At 54.9% G+C, this 19,402-nt stretch carries 20 protein-coding genes; 13 read left to right on the top strand and 7 right to left on the bottom strand.

The window, feature by feature from the left end; translation table 11 throughout:
- Window positions 1-224 precede the first annotated feature (224 nt).
- Window positions 225-2,351: an ATP-dependent DNA helicase DinG gene (gene dinG, locus ACTG39_RS00005; RefSeq protein WP_439105459.1), complete on the bottom strand. Its 2,127-nt coding sequence runs from the start codon at window positions 2,349-2,351 to the stop codon at window positions 225-227.
- Window positions 2,348-3,493 (bottom strand): 1-acyl-sn-glycerol-3-phosphate acyltransferase, encoded by a 1,146-nt coding sequence (locus ACTG39_RS00010; protein ID WP_439105460.1) that lies wholly within the window; start codon window positions 3,491-3,493, stop codon window positions 2,348-2,350. The genes dinG and ACTG39_RS00010 overlap by 4 nt, the downstream gene beginning before the upstream one ends.
- A 135-nt stretch (window positions 3,494-3,628) precedes the next feature.
- On the opposite strand from ACTG39_RS00010, the gene ACTG39_RS00015 reads away from it, so the two are divergent.
- Entirely contained in the window at window positions 3,629-3,853 is a 225-nt protein-coding gene (locus tag ACTG39_RS00015) for a hypothetical protein (RefSeq protein WP_439105461.1), read from the top strand.
- 29 nt (window positions 3,854-3,882) lie between these two features.
- Here ACTG39_RS00015 and ACTG39_RS00020 read toward each other — a convergent pair whose 3' ends face one another.
- Window positions 3,883-4,683, bottom strand: a complete 801-nt coding sequence (locus tag ACTG39_RS00020) for a tyrosine-protein phosphatase (RefSeq protein ID WP_439105462.1) — start codon at window positions 4,681-4,683, stop codon at window positions 3,883-3,885.
- Window positions 4,684-4,835: 152 nt separating this feature from the next.
- Here ACTG39_RS00020 and rpsT point away from each other — a divergent pair, with 152 nt between their 5' ends.
- Window positions 4,836-5,102: a 30S ribosomal protein S20 gene (gene rpsT, locus ACTG39_RS00025; RefSeq protein WP_439105463.1), complete on the top strand. Its 267-nt coding sequence runs from the start codon at window positions 4,836-4,838 to the stop codon at window positions 5,100-5,102.
- Between the two features lie 121 nt (window positions 5,103-5,223).
- On the opposite strand, the gene ACTG39_RS00030 is transcribed toward rpsT, so the two are convergent.
- Window positions 5,224-5,763 (bottom strand): YSC84-related protein, encoded by a 540-nt coding sequence (locus ACTG39_RS00030; RefSeq protein ID WP_439105464.1) that lies wholly within the window; start codon window positions 5,761-5,763, stop codon window positions 5,224-5,226.
- A gap of 134 nt (window positions 5,764-5,897) precedes the next feature.
- Window positions 5,898-7,124, bottom strand: a complete 1,227-nt coding sequence (locus tag ACTG39_RS00035; protein WP_439105465.1) for a ferritin-like domain-containing protein — start codon at window positions 7,122-7,124, stop codon at window positions 5,898-5,900.
- Between the two features lie 111 nt (window positions 7,125-7,235).
- On the opposite strand from ACTG39_RS00035, the gene ACTG39_RS00040 reads away from it, so the two are divergent.
- The 6 genes from ACTG39_RS00040 (at window position 7,236) to ACTG39_RS00065 (ending at window position 13,064) form a co-directional block, all read left to right on the top strand.
- Window positions 7,236-8,246 carry an AraC family transcriptional regulator gene (locus tag ACTG39_RS00040; protein ID WP_439105466.1) on the top strand — a complete coding sequence of 337 codons (1,011 nt, stop codon included), beginning with the start codon at window positions 7,236-7,238 and terminating at the stop codon, window positions 8,244-8,246.
- Window positions 8,243-9,307 carry a patatin-like phospholipase family protein gene (locus ACTG39_RS00045; protein WP_439105467.1) on the top strand — a complete coding sequence of 355 codons (1,065 nt, stop codon included), beginning with the start codon at window positions 8,243-8,245 and terminating at the stop codon, window positions 9,305-9,307. Before ACTG39_RS00040 ends, ACTG39_RS00045 begins: the two co-directional genes overlap by 4 nt.
- A 204-nt stretch (window positions 9,308-9,511) precedes the next feature.
- Window positions 9,512-9,856: a hypothetical protein gene (locus ACTG39_RS00050; RefSeq protein ID WP_439105468.1), complete on the top strand. Its 345-nt coding sequence runs from the start codon at window positions 9,512-9,514 to the stop codon at window positions 9,854-9,856.
- Window positions 9,857-9,931: 75 nt separating this feature from the next.
- The gene (locus tag ACTG39_RS00055) at window positions 9,932-10,918 is read left to right on the top strand and encodes an MFS transporter (RefSeq protein WP_439105469.1); all 987 of its coding nucleotides are present in this window, start codon (window positions 9,932-9,934) and stop codon (window positions 10,916-10,918) included.
- 623 nt (window positions 10,919-11,541) lie between these two features.
- On the top strand, window positions 11,542-12,021 hold the full coding sequence (locus ACTG39_RS00060) for a hypothetical protein (RefSeq protein WP_439105470.1): 480 nt from the start codon (window positions 11,542-11,544) through the stop codon (window positions 12,019-12,021).
- Window positions 12,022-12,026: 5 nt separating this feature from the next.
- Entirely contained in the window at window positions 12,027-13,064 is a 1,038-nt protein-coding gene (locus ACTG39_RS00065) for an NAD(P)H-dependent flavin oxidoreductase (RefSeq protein WP_439105471.1), read from the top strand.
- A 2-nt stretch (window positions 13,065-13,066) separates the two neighbouring features.
- On the opposite strand, the gene ACTG39_RS00070 is transcribed toward ACTG39_RS00065, so the two are convergent.
- Together ACTG39_RS00070 and ACTG39_RS00075 are read right to left on the bottom strand one after the other, a co-directional pair.
- A complete protein-coding gene (locus ACTG39_RS00070; RefSeq protein WP_439105472.1) occupies window positions 13,067-13,342 on the bottom strand; it encodes a polyhydroxyalkanoic acid system family protein in 276 nt (91 codons plus the stop codon).
- 37 nt (window positions 13,343-13,379) lie between these two features.
- Window positions 13,380-14,294: a DMT family transporter gene (locus tag ACTG39_RS00075; RefSeq protein ID WP_439105473.1), complete on the bottom strand. Its 915-nt coding sequence runs from the start codon at window positions 14,292-14,294 to the stop codon at window positions 13,380-13,382.
- A gap of 50 nt (window positions 14,295-14,344) precedes the next feature.
- On the opposite strand from ACTG39_RS00075, the gene hslO reads away from it, so the two are divergent.
- The 5 genes from hslO (at window position 14,345) to ACTG39_RS00100 (ending at window position 19,367) form a co-directional block, all read left to right on the top strand.
- Window positions 14,345-15,244, top strand: a complete 900-nt coding sequence (hslO, locus tag ACTG39_RS00080; RefSeq protein WP_439105474.1) for an Hsp33 family molecular chaperone HslO — start codon at window positions 14,345-14,347, stop codon at window positions 15,242-15,244.
- A gap of 211 nt (window positions 15,245-15,455) precedes the next feature.
- Window positions 15,456-17,018, top strand: a complete 1,563-nt coding sequence (locus tag ACTG39_RS00085; protein ID WP_439105475.1) for a phosphoenolpyruvate carboxykinase — start codon at window positions 15,456-15,458, stop codon at window positions 17,016-17,018.
- 431 nt (window positions 17,019-17,449) lie between these two features.
- On the top strand, window positions 17,450-17,902 hold the full coding sequence (locus ACTG39_RS00090) for a hypothetical protein (RefSeq protein WP_439105476.1): 453 nt from the start codon (window positions 17,450-17,452) through the stop codon (window positions 17,900-17,902).
- A gap of 258 nt (window positions 17,903-18,160) precedes the next feature.
- The gene (locus ACTG39_RS00095; protein WP_439105477.1) at window positions 18,161-18,688 is read left to right on the top strand and encodes a phasin family protein; all 528 of its coding nucleotides are present in this window, start codon (window positions 18,161-18,163) and stop codon (window positions 18,686-18,688) included.
- Window positions 18,689-18,734: 46 nt separating this feature from the next.
- Window positions 18,735-19,367 carry a TetR/AcrR family transcriptional regulator gene (locus ACTG39_RS00100; RefSeq protein WP_439105478.1) on the top strand — a complete coding sequence of 211 codons (633 nt, stop codon included), beginning with the start codon at window positions 18,735-18,737 and terminating at the stop codon, window positions 19,365-19,367.
- Window positions 19,368-19,402: the final 35 nt, after the last annotated feature.

Genomic DNA, 19,402 nt, shown 5'->3' on the forward strand with positions numbered 1-19,402 from the left:
CCGCGCTGATAGATGCGGCTAGCAAAGTTTTTTGAAACACGGGCGAGATGCGCGTCATGGGGTGCCTCTTTTTAAATTTATGGGTTATTTTTTTGTGTGCACACCGGAGACCAAGGGCGTGCACTCGGGGTATTTTAATGAAAACACGAGCCTTTTTGTCAGTGATTTATTTACTACTTACGGGGCACTGAACGCGGTAGGCAATCTGCGGGTTTTTGTCTATCTCAGGTACTCAGCTCGCGCCGAAACGGTGGTAGCGATTCCAAGATAGCCCGCCCATAGCGACGCGTGAGCACCCGCCGATCCAGAAGCGTGACGCGTCCGGTATCAGTTTCCGTGCGCAGCAAACGACCACTCGCCTGGACCAGCTTTAAAGCAGCGTCAGGTACGCTGATTTCCATAAAGGCATTGCGCCCCTGGGCCTCCAGCCATTCGGCCAACGCTGCGTCTACAGGATTGTCGGGAACCGCAAAAGGGAGTTTGGCTATCACCACATGCTGACAGTAATTACCGGGCAGATCGACGCCTTCGGCAAAGCTGGCCAGCCCAAAAATGACCGCTCCTTCGCCCCCGTCAATCGTTTCGCGATGCCTGCGAAGTATTTCCTGCTTGCTGTAATCATCCTGCCTTAGAATCCGATCCCGCCACTCCCGCGGGAGGCCGTCGTACACATCGTTCATTTGCCTGCGCGACGAAAACAGCACAAGTGAGCCCTCCTTCGCGTTTAGCAGCTCGGGGAGTAAGTCAATTAGCTCCTCGGTATGGGCCGGCGCATCACTGGGTTCACTGCTCATGGCCGGCACATGCAGGGTAGCTTTTGCGTAATCGAAGGGACTGGTGACAATTTTGTAGCGACCATCCTCGGGAACGCCCGAGCGCGCCCGGAAGCGATCAAAACTCCCCAGTGCTGTCATGGTGGCGGAGGTCAGGATCACGCCCGCCGCCCTCTCCCACAATTGCTCATTGAGAATATCTGCCGCCAGAATATGGCTACAGTGAAAATCAATGGCTAGTTCTTCGTCATCAGCGCGACGCCGTAACCACCGCGCCCGGGGCGGGGATTCTTCAGCGCCATCTGCAGAAAAGTCTTTCCAAAGAGACAGGACACCCTCTGCCCGCACCAGCATGCCGCCAACCAGCATCTGCCAGGCTTCCAGCTCATCCCGCACCGAAGCAAAGGACTCATCCTCCAGAGCATCGTCAATACCTGCCTCGAGAGTAACAAGACGCCCACTAAGTCGCGCCCATTGACCCGCCAGAGAGGACGCCGCCTGCTGCAGCTCTGATGGAACAACGCCTCCTTCAAAACGCAATTGCTCTTCAAAGTCTCCAGCCGCCGCCATTAACAGGGCTGCCTGTTCCGCTATCTGCTGCACACGTAAATGCAGATCATCGAACAGCGCTGGCAGGGGCTCGAGTACCGCGCTTAATCCCGGGAGCGTTGAAAGCAGCGGTGAGCCCTTTGCCAAAGCTTTACGGCTCTCACCCAGCCAGGACAGCGTCGAGGGCAAGCGGCAAAAAGAGGCGAAGTGATTGAGCGCCTTATCGGGGAGGTGATGCCCCTCATCAAAAATATAGATACTGTCTTCAGGCGCGGGGAGAATCGCACCACCACCCAGCGCCAGATCAGATAGCACGAGATCATGATTAGTGACGACCACGTCGGCTTCCTGCAAGCCGTCCCGAGCGCGGTAGAAACTGCAGTTTCGTATGTTGGGACAGCGTCTGCCAGTGCACTGCCCCTGGTCAGCGGTCACGGGGAACCAATCGGCATCGTTAATCGGGGCTGACCAGTTGTCGCGGTCGCCATCCCAGTCTCCGCGTCCGAGAGCGTCCAGCATCAGACCGTAGCTTTCCAGTGCATCCCGGGCGAGCGCAGGTGTCACCTCATCCGGATAGAGACCCATGGTCTGGCCGCCTCCGGACTCCCGGGCCATTATTCGGTCAAGCTGACTAAGACAAAGGTATCGTCGGCGCCCCTTAGCGAGGACGAAGTTAAAATCGAGGCCACTTCCCGCTTTGATGTCGGGGAGATCCTTGTGCACCAGCTGTTCCTGTAAAGCGACGGTAGCCGTGGCGATGACCAATCGCTTGTTCAGCACGCGCGCCATCACCAGTGCGGGTATCACATAAGCAATGGTCTTGCCGGTGCCAGTACCCGCCTCGATGACTGCGATAGGAGATCCAAGGGCGTCCGGAGTGTCGATAGATGGCGATAGCAGCGCGAGCGTATTGGCCACTTCGGCAATCATCTGACGCTGTCCCCAGCGGGGTATCAGCCCTCGAGCGTCCGTAATGGCGGAATAAGCCTCACGGATTGCGTCCTTATCCGTCGGAGAAAGAACACTCACGAGGAGCTTTTGAGCTCCATTACACTGCGCAGCGCATTGGCGTAACTGGCCAGTGCAAAGGGCCTCTCCTCTGCACCCATTGCCTGTATACGCTGCTCAAACTCCTCATCTGAGCAGCTGCCCTCGGCAATATCGATGCCCTCGAGATCAGCAGCGCTCTCTAAGGCCTCGTAAGCCCAAAGATTTGCCGGACGGAGACGATAGCCGGTGACGATCTGAGCATCGATGGCCGCGGCAACGTCGGCAGGAGACTCAAAGTTGCTTCCCAGGGGCGTCCCGAAGTGCACGTGCACGCGACCCTTATTTCCAGCGATGCCCTGCCCGATAGAGGCAACATCTTCTTGATCTGACTTTTCATAGCTGCCGGTGCTCTCTCGCTCGCTTAGCTCCCTTGCTTTCATGGCATCACAGGGGTCAAGCTCGTAACTGATGGCGACCGGCACAATGCGCAAAGAGGCAATGTGATCACCGAAGCTTTCGCTGCGCTTATCCCGGCTCAGGGACAGCATTTTAATGACCGCGGCTTCGGTGCGATCCACACCGTCTTTGGCGCGACCCTCGCGCTGGGCGATCCATACGGGGGCATTGTCGTCCTGCACCGAGGTGCGAATGTACTGCGCGAGCAGCTTGGAGTTGGCGAGCAGCTCCCTTGGCCCACTGACCGAGCGGAGCACAACAAAGCTTTTATTTAGACGCATGAGATCCGCCACCCACTGCTCGGTGAGCAGGTTATCCCCAATCGCGATACGCAAGGTCTCGAAGCCTGCTCGGTTCAGCGCGTAGTTTGTGAGCGCGGGATCCATCGCAATGTCTCGATGGTTGCTGATAAACAAGTGGGCCCGCTTTGCATCGAGGTGCTCCAGGCCAGAAACCGTAAGACCTGCCGTGGTGTCATCGATCATGCGCTCCACATAAACTTTTATGCGCACCTGTAAGTCGTATACGTTGTTAACGTCAGACAATTGACGACGCAGATAGAACCGCGCCACAGGCCTTAAGAGCCAGGAAATAGGGAGAATCGAGCCACCGAAACGTAGCCGTAGCATCGCATTCAGGAAGTCCTTGGACCCTAACAAACGATCTATAGTTGGCCGCACCTCCTCATCGTTATAGGGCCTGATTGCAGCAAATGGGTCTGACACGGATAACTCCCGAAAAAACGCGACACACCTTAACCAAAAAGCCTCTGGGCGTCATCCAGCGAATGCATGCAAACGCTGACGAACGCGGTTGCTTCTGCTACTCTTGCGCGCGATTTAAATCGGGGGTGAACCACCATGGAAGCAACAAGCGCAACACTCATGACCTTTGGCCTTGCAACTTTGCTGGTCAGCTGGATTTTAATGCTCATCGCAGCGTGGAAGGACGACTATGCCTGGGGTATTTTTGCCGTATTACTGCCACCCCTCGCTTACATCTACGGCCTGTTCCGACTGGAAAAAGCCGGTCAAAGCCTGCTTGTGGCCTTCGCTGGCTTACTCATGATTTGGGCGGCGTTTTAGGGAGAAGCAACCCTCCCCCCGCTAGCTCACTACCCCAGAACAAAGCGGCGGCGCAATTCGCGCCGTTCCTGCTCCCCCAGTCCCAGACCGTCCCTCAAATAGTCCTCATGATCGCCATAGGATCGGGTCATCGCCTCAAGGGCGCTGTGCAAATAGGCCAACTCTGTCTGCATCATGGGCCGCAAATCTGCGTCCTTTAGATGATCAACCGGGTACTTTTGGCGCACTCGGGCGGTTTGCTGCTCCGGAAGATAATAGTGACGTGACAACAAATAGTCCGCCTCAATATCCTCAAGAGACACTCCAAGGGCCATTTGCAGCACCGCAACGGCAAAGCCCGTGCGATCCTTACCGGCCGAGCAATGAAACAGCACACGCTCAGCATCACTTGATAAAAGCTCGGCAAAAACATCCCGGTAGCTAGCCGTTTGCGAGTCCACGAATTCGCGATTGATATCACACATGAACTCGAACATGGCTTGAGCGCCACCTAACTGCGTGGAGTCCGCATAGATGGCACTCCCCTGACTCCCGGGGGTGATGTCAGCGCCGACAAGCGCAACGCCGTCGGGTAGCCAAGAGGGCTCCATTTGGCGCTCATCGGCCCGACGCAGGTCTATGACCATTTGTAGGTCAAGCGCGGACAATCGCGCCCGATCTTCCTCTGACAGGCTGGCCAGATGGCCGGAACGAAACACCTGCCTCCAGGCCATCGCGCCACCGTCGCAACTATAGCCGCCCGCATCACGAAAATTTGGTGAGCCTGCGAGGCCCAAGTGCCGTCTTGAGTCCCCAACCGCTGCGTCTGAAGTACTGTGATTACCTTCCATTACTGCCCGTCACCTCCTGATTTTGAGATTCAAACGACCCACTCGCGGATTTACGCCAGGCCCTGCGCCTATTGACAGCAGCCATGCCAATCGGCAGAATCCGCCCTCCAAAAATTTCTTTCCACCATTTTGATTATTTAGAGGAGTCCTAAGTGGCTAACTCCCCCCAAGCACGTAAGCGCGCTCGTCAATCTGAGAAGCGTCGCTCGCACAACGCAAGCCTGCGCTCACTCGTTCGCACCAACATCAAGAATGTATTGGCAGCGGTAAAGACAGGCGATGCTGAACAGGCTCGAGAAGCCTACACTAAAGCTGTGCCTGTTATTGATCGCATGGCCGACAAAGGCATCATCCACAAAAATAAGGCTGCACGACACAAGAGCCGTTTGAACGCCCAGGTCAAGGCACTCGCTGCCTAACACTGCATCTACCAACTTGCATTAAAGCAAGACAGTAGAACGAAAAAAGCCGGCTCTGGAGCCGGCTTTTTTTTGGGCGTTTGGAGGACTCTCGCCCTCCGTCACGTCATTGCGCTGAGGCTTACTCTGGCGTATCCACAGAGAACTTCTGGCCACCCACAGACGCTTCGTACATCAAACCACCTTTGGCGCGCGTAAAGATCGCTACACCTTTAGAGTAGTTCGCATCGGCAGATGCACCGACAGTTACGGCAACTGCCGAAGCCTGGGCGCCTAGTTCATAGTTGCCGCGCTTGAAGTCCTCTAAAGCACCCTCATCCTCGAAAAACAGGAACTCACTGTAGGCCTGGCCACCCCACTGGAAACCAATCGTCAATTGAGTCAGAGTAACGATTGCTGTCGGCTCGCCACCTTCATAGAGCAAACCCTTACCACGGGCACCGCCAATACCAAAACCGGCCTTACCTACTGTGGGAATAACCACATAAGCAGCGGCCGTATCGAAGAAAACCTGCATGCTGGGGTCATCGGCCAGAAGTTCGCCTTTGGCTTCCGCGGATTTTCCCTCTAGTTTGCTCACTTCCCGAGGATCCCAGGCCATGGCAGACACACTGATCACAAAAGCAGCCAAGGCTGCAGAAATCTTCATCGTTAATTTCATGGTGAATATCCTTTTAATGGATTTAGTTTTGCGGGCAAAAGAATGCAGCGGCAATATAAGCTGCATTGCATACTCAGGAAATAAAAAAGCCGACTTGCGCCGGCTTTTCAAGGAGCTTAGTTAGCTGGAGAGTCTCAGCAGCAACCTCCGGCTTGGGGGTTACTTCCGGCCTCAGCCACCTGCTGAGCCGGCTGCTCTGCCTCGGCTTCGAGCTTCTCGTGAAATGCAGCGAGCATGCTCTGCTCATGAGACTGCGCTTCTTCCGTATCCAGCGGCCGCTCCAGCGCACTCCAGTTGATGTCGCCGTCCGTAGCCAGATTCTCAAACTCTAAAATGCCCAATGCTTCGAACTTGGGGCGAATCTTATCGGTAAGTAAGCCGATGCGATTGAGGTTAGGAATAACGCGCTGAAACAACAGGTTACGGAAGGTAGACATAATAAAGCCATCGAGTACTTTCTTGCGTGCCTCCTCTACGTCCCAACCAAAGTGTCTGAATACGTCGGTAGCCACCAATCTCTCGCGGCTTACCACACAGGCCTCGTAAGCAAATTGTGCCCGCTCCTCGATTTCTTCCTGAGTTAAGGTCTTTATATGCTCTTCAAGATAGTTAACGCCAAAGGTCACATGTCGAGCCTCATCACGCGTTACCAGGTACACAACATCTTTAAGCACCGGGTCAGGCGTCGTCTCTCGCGTTGTATTAAATGCTGAGAGAGCCAGGCCTTCGATAACGATCTGCATGCCAATAAATTTAAGATCCCAGCGCGGATCCACGAGGATCTTGTCGATGATGCTCTTGAGATGCGTATTAATCGGATACATCACGCCGATGCGCTTCTGCAGGTATTTGTTAAACACTTCGACGTGACGGGCCTCGTCGAAGGTCTGTGACCCCGCGTACAACTTGGCACTGAGTGTCGGGGCACAGGAGCACAGCTGTGAGGCCACGAGTAAGGCACCCTGCTCCCCATGGAGAAACTGCGACAAACTCCAGGCATTCATGTGCAACCAAAACTCTTCCCGAGTTTTCTCGTCCATGGCCAGATAGGGCTCATAGTCGTGGAGGTTCATGAGCTCCGGCGACTGCACCTCCTCGGGCCAGGGGCGATCCCAGTCGATATCCATCTCCGGATCCCAGTTAAGCTGCTTACCCAGGTCGTAGAGCTTTTTGATGCGATCATCCTGCACTGTGTAGTCCCAGTTGTAGGAACCCGTCAGCGGCGTCTGAAAAATCTCCGCGATGTGATCGACCTGCTCGTTAGTTAACAAATCTTCCAGATCGGGGTTCTCCCGGGGATAATCCGCGCCGGGATAATGCTGGATCTTACGTGGAGCTTGCTCTTCCCACTTTATCTTCATGCCTGTCTTCTCTTAGGGTTGGACGATCGAGAACTTCAATATCCGCCAATGCACGAACGGCGACAAGGTAGCTTCTTGTCAAATTAGGGTCATTTGTGGCCAAATTGAGCCATGACTAGCAGTACACCCGCACCCTACGTCCTAATCCTCATCGATCTCGCTATGGAAGCTGGCGTATCGAGGGATGCGCTGCTGCGCGGCAGCTCTCTAGAAACGATAGATTTGAGCGCTATAGGTGCTCGCGTAAGCGATGACGACTTTCGTATTTTGGTTGAGAACACCCTGCAGCTCACCCAAGATACGACGCTGGGTCTGCGCTTGGGACGGCGACTCAACCTCAGTGCCCATGCGGTGCTTGGACAGGCATTTATGACCTGCCGCAATCTCGCAGAGGTGATTCAACTCTTTGAGCGCTACTATCATTTATTGGCGCCAGAGCTGGTACTCGAATTTCACTACGGGGCGGCGCGGACAGTGATTAGCTCCCCAAGTACCGAAGACTATCTTCCTCTGACGTTTGGCCTGGAGTGTATCGCCGCCGCCATGCGCAACACCCTGAATGGCCTGCTCGGTGGCAGCCATTTCCCTCTTCGCTTTGAATTTCCTTATGGCGAACCGGATTACGTCTCGGAATATCGTGAGATTCTGGGTGAAGACCTGCATTTTGACTGCGACCGGGCGGCGTGGAGCTTTCCTACGGAGTTGTTGCACGTTCCGCTGCCAAGCTCCAATCCAGCGCTGCGACAACTTTACGAAGCCGAGTGCGCCCGGCTCCTTGCGGACCTCAGCGACAACGCCAGTATTGGAGACCAAACCCGCAACTTGCTGCGTAAGCTCGAAGGTCAGTACCCCAAAATGCCGCAGGTCGCGACGATGCTCAACATGAGCCCTCGAACCTATCGCCGGCGCCTGACCGAAGAGGGCATAGGTTTTCAGGACCTGCTCGACAACGTCCGCGCGGAGCATGCCACCCGGCATCTCAAAGAGAATCGCTTGCCCATTGCCAGTATCGCCTACCAACTGGGGTTTAACGACCCATCGAATTTTCGACGTGCCTACCGACGCTGGACCGGCACTACACCTGGCGATGTGCGAAAAAACGTCAGCGCTTCAAATTTATGAGCAATCGCCCTCTGAGCATTTATCTGGGCCGCGGCGCGGCCAGGCGAATCGCCAAGGACGGCTGGTCCGGCAGAGACATCTCGCTCCTGCTGGGGGCCTCCGGTGGCCCCAAATGGTTGATCCTCGCTGCACTCGATCGTCTCCTGTTTGGGCAGTTCCTAATGGAAGACAGAGAAACCCCTCTTCAAGCTGTGGGCTCCTCTATCGGTTCCTGGCGCCATGCCTGCCTAGCGCAAACGGATCCCGTCGAGGCGCTGGATCGTTTTGAAGAGATCTACGTGAACTGGGACTACAGCGAGCGACCGGACCCGCAGGAGATAAGTGCCGCCAGTATCACCATGCTGGACCACATCTTTGGCGATATGGGTGCAGACGCACTCATTGACCACCCCCTGCTGCACAGCTACATCGTTACCGCTCGAGGTCGAGGCCTGAACTCCGCCAGCCACTCTCTCGGGCTCGCTGTGGGAATGGGTAGCGCCGCCATCGCAAACACCCTGCATCGTCAGCTTCTGGCATCCCAATTTCAGCGGGTGGTGTTTACCAGTACGGGGGCACCTAAGCTACCCTTTGACGATTTCGGCACCACGCAGGTTGCACTGCGGCCGGATACGGTCTGTCGCGCGCTCCATGCGAGCGGATCAATACCCTTCTTACTGGCTGGCGAGCGCAACATCACGGCGGCCCCTCCCGGGCACTATTGGGATGGCGGCATCATCGATTACCACTTTGATGTGGAAGCGGTCTCCGAACAACCGCTGATCCTTTACCCCCACTTTCGTTCGGACCTCACCACCGGTTGGTTCGACAAGTTCCTGCCCTGGCGCCGCCAGCGCTCACCGAGCGCCGACAACCTCATACTCCTCTGTCCCAGCGAAGCATTCATTGCCAGTCTCCCAGACCAGAAGATTCCTGATCGCAGCGACTTTACCCGTATGCCGCCCGCGGAGCGCATGCGCTACTGGCAAATCTGTATCGAACGTAGCAGGGAGTTGGCCGAAGATTTTCAGCGCCAGCTCGATAACCCAGACCCACTGGCAGGTACTGAGCTCCTCGGCTAAGACGAAATTCCGACACGACAAGCCTCTCGGAAGCGGCTACCCTTAAAAGGAGGCCGTGTAAATAGTTCGCATGGAAAATTTCTCAATGAAAGCTATATTTCACTTTAAGTAAAAGTTCGAACCTACTGCAAACGTTTGCAAAATGGTTTTGGTTGACCTTCGGAGCTCCTCAGTTTCCGGTGTCTACCGGCTGGGACGGAAACTATGCTCGACTATCTACAAAAACGAAATCAGCTCAACCGGAGCTCCTCTGGAGACCGGAGAACTGCCGAGCGGCGAACCGCCGAGCGCAGGGGTGAGGATCGTCGGCAGCAAGCGAATCGCAACTCGGACAACGATAGTGCCTATGAAGGTGAAGAGCGGCGTCAGCAAGATAGACGCCTCGTGTGCCGGCGATCCAATGAACGCCGCTCCCACGAACGCAGAGCCGAAGAGCGCCGCCCTGATCCATCCAGAGTAGAGAGCTTTCCTTCAGCCGATGGCGGCTTTCTCACCCGCGAGGAACGGGAGTTCCTGCACTCCATGGCGCGCCTGGCAGATGACGACTGATGCCCAGAGCGCAAACGTCTAACACCCGGAAATCAAACCCTAGCTGACTCCCAGCTACTGAGATAGAACCAAATCATGACGGCACTACTTACGCTGACATCGCTGATGCTGTCGGTTGTGTTTCTTTTGGTGGGCCATGGCATGCAACTCACCTTGCTGCCCCTCAGAGCGGCGCTTCTGGGCCACAGTGACCTACAGATTGCTCTGAGCGGGTCAGCTTACTTTTCGGGGTTTATTGTCGGCTGCCTTCTGGTACCTCGACTCATAGCGCGAGCGGGGCATATCAGAAGCTTCGCGGTACTTGCCAGCGCTTTGACCAGCGTTCTCCTTGTTCTTGGACTCTCGGAATCATGGATCGTATGGACTGTCCTGCGACTTGCTATCGGATTTTTTATCTGTGGGCTATACAGCGTCATTGAAAGCTGGCTCAACGATCAGACGACCGAAGAGAATCGCGGGCAAGTGCTGGGGGTGTACACCTTATTAGTTCTTATCTCCATGGCCGCCGGGCAGCAGCTGGTGAACGCCTCCCCGATCGCGAGCTCTACCCCATTTATGGTCCTTGCTGCGGTGATCGCCATATCGACCATTCCCGTGGGTATGACGCGCAGTCTTGCTCCAGCAGCGATAGAGTCCACGCGCACGCGAATTAGGCTGCTCGTCTCCCGGTCGCCCCTCGCGGTCACAGGGGCGCTCTTGTCAGGTGCAGTAACGGGAGCGTTTTGGACGCTAGGGGCGGTCTTCGCACGCCGAAGTTTCGATGATTTGTCAGACGTTACTTTGTTCATGTCGGCGGCTATCGTGGGCGGAGCGGTGTTTCAGTATCCTTTCGGCTTACTCTCGGATCGGATAGGGCGTTTGTGGCGTACGTCCCACATGAATTTAAGGGAGGCACTAATTGCTAGCGTGTACGCACCGATTATCAGTGCAGCCATGTCCCCGCGAGACTGTAAATCCCCCACCGCGCCGGAACTCATCGCATACGCCATGTCTTCAAAGGCAGCCGCACGACTGCTGATAACAACGAGTGACCACAGAGTGGAAATAGACATGAACAGGTAAAGAAAATTGACGATCGCGACTTGGCTACGAGTCATTTCCCGCCCAACCGCATAGGCAATAACCAGATAACCGCTAATCATGGTTATCAAGAGGGTGAGAGTCATGAGTGAAATCTCCCACGTTGTAAAAGCCACCGCTAAAAGGCCGTCGACAGTTTCCATGACTTGATAATCTCATTGACTAGAAGCGCAATGATAAGCCCAAGCAGCACATGTAGTGAGAACGGTCTTGCGCCGTCACGGCTTAAACGTGCGAGACAACTTTGCAGTAGGACCTGTTTGTCACCGATAGCGTACCTCCAACTCTGAATTCACGGATCAACGCTTCCAAGCAAAAGCGTACTTCAGCAATCCACTAAATTAGAGGAACCCCGTCCGCTTTATACAAAATGCGGTGCCAGCCCAATATCTGTGTATGCTCGCTAAATCGATAGCCTTTGATCGTGAGCAAGCAGAATGAAGACAGTTAGCGCATGGATGGATGTCGTTGCAAACATTGGAGTATTGGCCGGCATCATATTTTTGATCATTGAGATCTCGCAGCTTACGATCGCAACACAACGCAAAAGGAGGCTGTCTCTTGAAGATTACACTGCATGAGAACCACAAGGAGATAAAGGCTTCATGACTAAACTTGCCATACAAACGGTACTGGTCCTTTTAGCCGCTTGCGCCGGCCCCACACTGGCCGAACATCCCCCGGAATTCGATCCGGTGGTGAAGATTTTTTCGGGCCTTTCTTACTCAGATAAAGCACTGATCAAATCGGTTACGACGACTGACTTTCTGCTGTTGGAGATGGGCGAAGTTTGGGATCGCGATTTCCTGTTGCCATTGGTCAAAGCAGATGGCAGTGAGCGAAACAACTACTTCAGCGTAATCTCGGTGAGCAAGTTTGATGGCGTAGCGTTAATCAACTATTGGAACAAGGCTACGATCATCAAAGACGATACAGAATCTTACCGAGCATGGTTAGAAAGCGTTGTCGCTGTAGAGACGGAGGCAGGCTGGAAGTTAAAGCAAATGCATTCAACACGGATTGATCCAGAGCAGATTCCAGAAGACGTCGAGTTGGAATTAATGATGGTCGAAAGGGACAAGTAGCGCTGATGTCGGACATGGCGCTTCCTGGCCACCTGCCCATTATCCAAGCGCCCATGGCCGGAGTGCAGAACAGTGCGCTAACCATCGCGGTTTCGACCGCGGGCGGGGTCGGTTCCTTACCCTGCGCCATGTTGTCCAGTGAAATGCTGGCGCAGGAACTGGAGACCATCAAGGCTTCAGGGATCGCCGCCTACAACCTCAATTTTTTCAGCCATCAGTCGCCGCAACGCGATAAACGTCAGGACGCGCGCTGGCGGAATGCGCTAGCACGCTACTTCATGGAGTATGAACTCGATCCCACGAATATCCCACGTGGACCAACTCGTTCACCGTTCTCCGATGAAGCTCTCGAGCTGATTTCCGCTTACCAACCACCCATCGTGAGTTTTCACTTTGGCCTGCCAGCACGGGAGCATGTTGAGGCCATCAAGTCCTGGAATGGGCAGATTTGGTCTTCGGCAACTACCGTGGACGAGGCGCTGTGGTTAGTTGACCACGGTGTCGATGCAGTGATCGCCCAAGGAATAGAGGCCGGAGGCCATCGCGGCATGTTTCTCAGTAGAGACTTGTCGACGCAAAAAGAAACACTGGATCTTGTCGCTGCTGTACGAAACGCCGTGTCCGTCCCAGTCATCGCGTCGGGGGGTATCTCTACACCAGAGCAAGTTCGAACTGCTATGGACGCGGGAGCCCAGGCTGTTCAACTCGGCACCACCTACCTACTCTGTAAGGAAACCAAGGCAACTAGCATTCATCGCCGTATGCTGAAAAACCCCAAGGCCAGCAACACACAGCTCACAAACCTTTTCTCTGGAGGTATAGCGAGAGGGATTCCTAATCGTCTAATGGAGGAAATGGGTTGCATTAGCGATGTTGCTCCTGAGTTTCCTTTAGCAGCGAGCGCCCTTGCCCCGCTGAGAGCTGTCGCCGAAGCGCATGGCAAAGAAGATTTCTCACCGCTGTGGTGTGGGTCCGATGCTACGGGTTGTCGAGAGGTCAGTGCTGGTGAGCAGACATTGTGGCTCGCACAACAGCTGGAGTGAGCTTAGGACACATACTCATCAAGAAAGCGCTGCACTTCATTGCGCAGAGGCCCTTTGAACGCAGAGGCCATAAGACCCAGTTCAACACTGACCAGAACATCCGCATCCGAAAGCGTCAGCTTGCCGTCGACGCCAGCACCTTTAATCCGCACAGAGTCACCCTCCCAACGGGCGCGTACACCGTGAGTTCCCTCTAACTGCTTAGCCAAAGTTTCCGCAGCTTCCCGAAGCTCAGCTTTTTCCATGCTATGCGGTTTTCGAATCTGAAATCCTGCCACGCGCACCTACCTCGTTGTAGTTTTGAAGCAGTATAGGTCAGCTGCGCACACCGCGCATGGCCAGCCAATTCCCTGCCAACACCAAAGAGAGCCCGATCGCGGACCATAGCGTCCAGGCATAGCTTTCCAGAACACTGGACACTAAAAGCGCCACAATGGGAAACAGCAGCGTTGTGTATGCGGCGCGATCAGGCCCAATTCTGCCAATGAGTGAAACATAGGCCCAAAAGGCGAGCACCGTTGCAAAGAATGCCAGATACGCCAGCGAAGTCAGATACTCGCGACTCAGATCAACCCTAATCGGAATGTCTAAAACAAGCGCCGCGATATACAAAGTGCAGCTGCCATAAAACATGCCCCAGGTATTGCAGGTCAGCACCGGTAATCCCAGACGAATACTACCCGCGGCCACCAGGTTACCCGCAGAGGCGCAAACTGTGCCGAGAAAGCACAACAACAGCGCCTGCAATCGCGGATCGGACCAGCTCAGGGTTTCTAGTTCTGGATAAAACAAGGCAGCCATACCCAGCAACCCCAACAGACCGCCAACAACCACCGGGGCACGCAACGGCATATTTAGGAAAGTCGCCGCGCCGATGGCGTTAAGCGCCACCATCGTGGAAAAAACTACTGCTATGAGACCCGAGGACAGATCGCGGGTCGCGGCATAGATAAACAGGTAGTTGCAAGAAAAGAGGCATAGCCCCTGAAAGAAGATCCGCAAATGATTGCGCGCGCTTAGTCGCACAAACCCCGTAGTCATCAATGTGAGCAGCGCACAAAGGGCAGCGGCGAGCGCCATTCGATGGGCAATGGACACTAGCGGATCAACCGAGCCCAGCTGGAATTTGATCGCAAACCAGCTGGTACCCCAGATCACAACGGTTACGGCGTATAAAAGTAGGGTTTGCATTCGCAAAAGCAGAAAACAGCTGTAAGAACGGCGCAGCATGCTAGCACGGGATTTCTGTAGCACCCCACTATGCTTTTATACTGTGCCCTATGATTATTCCTACTGAAGTTTCGATCCTCCGCCACGCTGATGGCAAACGCCGCTTTCTCTTTGAGCAAATGGATTTGCGCGGCGAAATCGTGCATCTGGATCAGGTGATCACAGATGTCAGCGAAGTTCACAGCTATCCCCGGGGAGTCAGTCGACTTCTGGGCGAATTCATAGCGGCCGCCGTCCTTCTGGCCAGCACCCTTAAGTTCAAGGGCAGTCTCACAGTGCAGGCTCGCAGCGACCGCGAGATCCCGCTCATCATGGCCGAGTGCAGTAGCGAACTGACCGTACGTGCCATCGCCAGAGGTGCAGAAGCGGCGACCTCTGATAGCTTCGATGCTCTGCTGGGTGGCGGGCAGTTAGTACTCACCATTACGCCCGATCGGGGTAAGCGTTACCAGGGCATCGTGCCTCTTACGGGGGGCTCTCTCGCAGCCAGCCTTGACAGTTACTTCAGCCAGTCGGAGCAGCTCCAAACCCGACTGCAGTTAAGCAGTGACGGGACTCGAGCGGCCGGGCTGCTCCTTCAGCAACTGCCGCCGCAACTCGAGAGTAACGCCGCAAACCGAGAAGAGCAGTGGGATCGCGCCTGCATGCTCGCGGCAACCCTCAGCCCAGAGGAACTCATTCAGTTAGGTGACGCCACCCTTTTGCATCGCCTTTATCACGAAGAAGTCCTTCGCTTGTTTGATCTGGAACCGGTGCGCTTTCGCTGCAGCTGTAGCCAGGATCGCACCTTCGCAGCACTCGCCAGCATCGACGAAAAAGAGATCCGCGAGATACTCAAAGAGCAGGGAGCGGTCACTATGGACTGCGAGTTCTGTAACCAGCGTTATACGTTTCGCGAAGGCGATCTAAGGGGACTTCTTGGCTCCACCGACAGCGCGCCAATCCATTGAATGATAGTGAGAATTGACGCACGTTCATCCGGTTCACAATCACCCCGCTATTCGCCATAATACCGCCCCCCAATCTGAGCGGACCGGAATCCGCCCTGCGTGACATTTACTCTGCTTGCCGATCATCTTCATAAGGAGCTTGGATGAGAAGCCTTAAAAATCAGAGGTCCGTAGCGCAACGCTCCGACAAGACAACACAGGACTTCAGTGCATGAGCGCCAGCAACACCACCCCGCAGGAATACATAGACCTGCAACCTGCAGACTTTATCGAAGAGGCGCTGCGTCGAGGCGAAGGCACCCTCACCGATACTGGCGCCCTTCTCGTCACTACCGGCGCGCGCACAGGCCGCTCTCCCGGGGATCGTTTTATTGTCCGCGAACCCAGCTGTGAAGACGCCGTGGACTGGGGCAGCGTCAACCGCCCTTTTGATGAGGACAAGTTCGACGCCCTCTGGGAACGTGTAGAAAGCTATCTCAGTGAGCGCGACCGCTTTGTATCACACCTTCATGTAGGTGCCCACAGCGATCACTACCTGCCTCTGCAAGTCACCACGCAATGGGCGTGGCACGGACTCTTTGGCCGCAACATGTTTATCAAGCCCGACGAGTACAACCCCGGTCGAAAGCCCGAGTGGTCAGTCATGAATGCGCCGGAGTTCGCCTGTGAGCCCGAGCGTGACGGCACCAACTCTGAGGCTACAGTCATTGTGAATTTTGCCCAGCGGCGCATTCTTATTGCTGGCATGCGTTATGGCGGAGAGATGAAAAAGTCTGTCTTCTCCGTACAAAACTTTCTCTTGCCGGAGAAAGATGTCATGAGCATGCACTGCTCTGCCAATGTCGGTGACGATGGGGATACCACGCTATTTTTTGGCCTGTCAGGCACGGGTAAGACCACGCTGTCGGCGGATCCCGCCCGCTACCTTATCGGCGATGATGAGCATGGCTGGACACGCGGTGCCGTCTTTAACCTTGAAGGTGGCTGTTACGCCAAAACCATTAATCTAAGCCAGAAGAACGAGCCCATCATTTGGGACGCCATCAAGTTCGGCGCGATCGTCGAAAACGTCGTCGTGGACGAGCATCGACACGCCGACTATGACGACACGAGCCTCACAGAGAACGGGCGTTGCTGCTACCCACTGGTCCATGTGCCCAAGCGGGTTGTGGAGAACGCCGCGGGCGAGCCAAAGTGTGTGATCTTTCTTACCTGTGACGTTTCTGGCGTTTTGCCACCGATATCTATTTTGTCCAAAGAAGCCGCGGCCTTTCACTTCCTCAGCGGCTACACCGCACGCGTGGGCTCCACGGAAGTCGGTGCGGAAGCGGGTATCCACCCTACTTTCTCCACCTGTTTTGGCGCGCCTTTCATGCCCCGGCCTGCGAGTGATTATGCAGAACTGCTAATGAAGCGCATCGAAGAGTTCGATAGCCAGGTCTATCTGGTCAATACCGGTTGGACCGGTGGCTCGGGCGCGGCCGGAGGTTCAGGGTCTCGATTCCCTATACCCGTCACCCGCGCCGTGATCAGTGCTGCAGAAAGCGGCGCACTGTTGGACGCTCCCCGGGGACACCTCGACATCCTCAACCTGGATTTCCCAACGGAAATACCGGGCGTTGACGCACAGTTTGTGAATCCCCGCGATAATTGGGGCGACACAGCCGCCTACGACGAGCAGGCCAATAAGCTTGCGACGCTTTTTCAGAACAACATTGTCAAGTTTGAAGCTGGCACTTCTATCGTGGACGCAGGACCTAAGCCCCAGGGCTAATGTCCGCTATCTATCGCGTTTCCTCAAACGGGTGCTTCGGCACCCGTTTTGCTATCTACACCTTCTCTCCCCTACGCAGCTGCAGATAAATGTGACACAGGAGCAATTGTGCAGAAAGTCACAATTCGGTGGCTGAGATTAGTATGTTTGTTCTAATTTTTTCTCCTAAAGTGGCCCTCACTGGAGATGTGAGCAGTCAGCGCCACGCCAGATAGCAAGTCCAATAAGGCCGACACCGTCCAGCAGAGCAATGTCGCAATGCTGGCCAAACAGGAGAGAAATCATGATTCCAGTCATTCTCCCTGCTTCTGCCCCCGGATGGCGATGCAGGCGTAACAAGAAGTAGTTCGACGCACTAATGCGACGTCTACATCAGCAAAACTGATTGCACCATTTTGACAACAAATTTTTGAATACTAGGAGTGAATACCATGGCTGAAGCCAAGAAAGCAGCACCCAAGCGCAAGACTACTGCCAAAACCACTGCCAAGCGTAAGCCTGTTGCTCGTAAGGCAACTGCAGCTCGCAAGACTGCCGCAAAGAAGACCGTTAGCCTGCAGGGTCGTGTGACCGAAGCAAGCCGCAGCGCATTCCTTGCAAGCCTCGGTTTTTACGGCATGGCTTTTGACCAGGTTCAAGGCCAGATCAAAACTGTTGAGACTGAGCTGAACGCTCGTCGCAAGAAGGCTGACAAGCTGTACGCCGACATGGTCAAGCGTGGCCAAAAAGTTGAGAAGCAAGCTAAGACTGCTATCGATGATATCGATCTGCCCAAGCTTGAAGTTGCTGCTCTGGACCTTGCCAAGCTTGAAGCACAGCTGGAAAAAGCTCGCGCACGTTTCGCTGAGCTCAAAGGATCTGTTGGCTTTAAAGCCGCTGCGTAATTGCCCTAACGGGTTCACTGTCCCCGACCTGGGGATTATTTGGGGGTCACATTGTGGCCCCCTTTTTTTTGCCTTTTTTTGCTTGTTTTTTCGCCGCTCTGCCCCGCCCCCAAATATCTGTCTGCTAGACTAAAAGATCAGTTCCAGATAATGCCCATCACCAGCAATTGAGCCAGGACAAGTCTTTTGCTTCGAGGTAGCTTCGCGCTGATCGCGAGCATTGCTGGACCTAAGAGGCCATCACGCAGAGGAAACACGATGACAGACGATAAGAACAAAGTTACCGACAAAGCCGGCGAAATCGCAAAAAATATCTGGTTAGCGGGCGTCGGCGCTTACGGTCGAGCGGTAGATGAAGCTCAGGGACGTCTGGAAAAAGCGGGTGTCGAACCCCCGAAGCTGTTTCGCGAACTGGTCAAAGCAGGTGCCGCCCTTGAAGACGAAGCACGCGATGCGATCGAAGCAGGAACTTCAGCACGCCATTCGGTAGAAGATCGTATTAATCGAGTCCGGGAGAACTTTAACCTACAGCGCCCGGCGCGTGGAGAAGACTTACTCGCTCTTCACGAGAAGATCGATCGACTGGCCAACCGGGTAGACGCGCTCACCGACGCGCTGAATGCCAGTGGCTCCGTGAAGCCCCCTCGCAAAACGCCTGCGAAAAAGAAGAGAACGCCAACGCGCAGCAAAACGGCTGCAAAGGCACGCCCCTCGGCCAACAAAAAACCAGCGGCCAAAAAGCCTCAGGCCGCAAAAAAGATAGCCGTGCGCCGAAAGAGTCGTTAAGCGCATCCAGTAAGCACTGGTGAAAACCCGGGACCGCATTCTCGACATGAGCCTTCGTCTGTTTAACGACGAGGGCGAAGCACACGTGACAACTATTGATATCGCAGCAGAACTCGATATCAGCCCGGGCAATCTCTACTACCACTTTAAAGGTAAAGACCAGATTATCGCGGAACTGTTCGAGCAGTTTCAGCTGGCTCTGGGGCAGACGCTGGCAGCACCCGTGGAGCAACCCCTCCACGAACATAAGGGGCTTCTTGAGGATAACTGGTACTACTTATATGTAGTGCTCGAAGAGCTGTATCAGTACCGATTTTTCTACCACAATCTGGACGACCTCATGCGGCGCTATCCAAAGCTTGTCCGCGGTTTCCGCCGTATCATTGCGCAGAAGCGTGCAGCGCTCAACGCCATCATCGCCAGCCTTTTCGAGGATGCCGAAACCGCCCCGGGGCATGTGCAGCTGGATGCACTGGTAGAGAACATGACACTGCAGCTTACCTATTGGCTGAACTACGACCGACTCCTCCACGACCAAAGCGATGCCCAGCGCTGTATTCATCAGGGTGTGCTACAACTCCTAACAATGATTGCGCCCTACCTGGGTGAAGATCAGATGGATTTCTATCGCGAGTGTGAAGTGATCTTTGACGGCATGCTCACGGCAACGCAGCAGTAGACAGTAAGACAACTTCATAGGCAGAATCGGCCTCC

Origin of the sequence: Congregibacter sp. (assembly GCF_965662665.1) — a bacterium.
Lineage (GTDB): Bacteria > Pseudomonadota > Gammaproteobacteria > Pseudomonadales > Halieaceae > Congregibacter.